The 1761-nt window shown below is 38.8% G+C and carries 4 protein-coding genes; 1 reads left to right on the forward strand and 3 read right to left on the reverse strand.

The window, feature by feature from the left end; all coding sequences use genetic code 11:
- Window positions 1-598, reverse strand: a 598-nt coding sequence (locus tag J3U42_RS12185) for a hemagglutinin repeat-containing protein (protein WP_324169874.1), incomplete at its 3' end; no start/stop codon positions are given.
- A 25-nt stretch (window positions 599-623) separates the two neighbouring features.
- On the opposite strand from J3U42_RS12185, the gene J3U42_RS12190 reads away from it, so the two are divergent.
- A complete protein-coding gene (locus J3U42_RS12190) occupies window positions 624-821 on the forward strand; it encodes a hypothetical protein (RefSeq protein WP_267336601.1) in 198 nt (65 codons plus the stop codon).
- 64 nt (window positions 822-885) lie between these two features.
- Here J3U42_RS12190 and J3U42_RS12195 read toward each other — a convergent pair whose 3' ends face one another.
- Both J3U42_RS12195 and J3U42_RS12200 read right to left on the reverse strand, forming a co-directional pair.
- A complete protein-coding gene (locus tag J3U42_RS12195; RefSeq protein WP_267336602.1) occupies window positions 886-1275 on the reverse strand; it encodes a DUF6896 domain-containing protein in 390 nt (129 codons plus the stop codon).
- Window position 1276: 1 nt separating this feature from the next.
- Window positions 1277-1761: ParB/RepB/Spo0J family partition protein (locus J3U42_RS12200; RefSeq protein WP_267336603.1), on the reverse strand; the 485-nt coding region annotated here is incomplete at its 5' end.

Consider the following 1761-nt stretch of genomic DNA (forward strand, 5'->3'; position numbering starts at 1 on the left):
TCTCATAAGTGTACTGCTCGTTATAGGTGGTTTTGGCATCAAGTGCCTCGATAGCCACATTCTCACCGGTTAAGTTCACATCCTGCTTGGCAATAATATCACTGCCTTTGACGGTGATATCCTTACCGGCCTGAATGCTCACATTACCCTCAGTGCTGCCGACGGTACTGCCTAAATAGGCTTGCTCGCTATCGGTCTGTTTCAGGTTTTCTTTCTCATGACCAATGGTCACCCCGATACCGCCACTACTCATCAGCCCGGATTTTTTCGTCTTCGTCTCTTGTTTACGGTAATAAGACTCTTCGGCGGCATCAATATCAATATTATTGCCCGCCTTCAGATTGACATCGTGAGTACCGACCACCTGACTACCGGTGACACTTAAATTATTCCCGGCGGCAATGGTGACACTATCGCCATAGAGCTGACTGCCTTTTTCGGTGGTATTATCGATTTGCGTCTGCGTGGTGGTAGTCGTTTTATTTAAAAAGCCTTTGCTTGAACTCTTATGGAACTCATCTAACTCAAATCGCTCAGACGACGTCCCGATAGCGATATCATTATCGGCATAAAGCCCTAATTGCTTACCGGCAGCAATCTACGTACCGATTGCCAGATCGCCTGTGACTGCAACGACTGCACCAGTAATCGCTGAGCTACTTTACAGTTCAGCGAGAACAGTACCGAGTATCACATGGTGCGGTGGTACTGCAAGTGCCACCGCTAAACACAAATTAGGTCACTTTAAAGTCAGTTTTATTTTGAATATCATTGGAGCTGATAGTGCCAGTATCATAGAATATTTGATCGGCAGGAGATAGCTGGGCACTGATTAATGTAACTGAGTAAAACATAAAATCTTTACTATAAGCGATGATCCTGTGATTAATTTCTATTTAACTTATATTGCAGCTCAGATATTTTTTTTAGTACTTGAGTTAACGTTAATTCATTTAGATACTTACTTATATCACTTTTAGAGTAAGATATTTTCAGTGATTCTAAATATTGTTCCAATCGCCATTCGTCCAGCACATCTGGCTCTGAAAAATAGCTATGAATATTGACAACGATCTGGGATAAAGGCTTTTTTCTAATAAATTTTAGTCCTTTACCATGCTTTGTGAATAGCCATTCTTGCTCATTAACCTTTAATTCTCCTTTTCGAGGGCAATCTAATAAAAGATTATAATCCTTAACTTCTGGATAAACCCTTTTAAAAACAGATAGTAAGTTATTTTGTAATTTAATTAATTCTTCAATATATTCTTTCATATCAGTACCTCGAGCGAGCCTCTGCTGCTTCTAATAAGAGTTGATTACCTTGGGCTTCTGTAACTTTGTTAATTCTAATAGGTATATCTTTAATGCCAGCTTTAACTGCTGCCGCAGCTCTATGATGACCATCAATAATAATCATCTTGCCATTAACGATAGCTACATCGATAGGTTGAGTAGTATCAAATCCATTAGTCTTCATATCTTTTACTAATCTTTTAATATCTGAACCTGACATCTCATTTGAGTTTTGCCGACTAATTAAACTCTTAGGATTTACATTTTTAATGGCGTGTTCAGAATTAGTTACATTCGCCCCTTTACCAGCATTAATTTGTTGTTCTTTCGCTACATGTTCACCAAATTTACTACTTTCGTTTGCTTTCTGATTGGCAGCTTGATTATCAAGTATTTTATCCTTAGTCTCTTTATAATTTCCACCACCTTGTTCAACATTTCCTTTTCCGTGTTGTAGCTCTAAGT

It is taken from the genome of Gilliamella sp. B2923, assembly GCF_026536565.1.
GTDB lineage: Bacteria > Pseudomonadota > Gammaproteobacteria > Enterobacterales > Orbaceae > Gilliamella.

Bases quoted from the DNA above. Each gene is read 5' to 3' on its own strand.
- J3U42_RS12195 (WP_267336602.1), bottom strand. From the start codon at position 1,275: ATGAAAGAATATATTGAAGAATTAATTAAATTACAAAATAACTTACTA.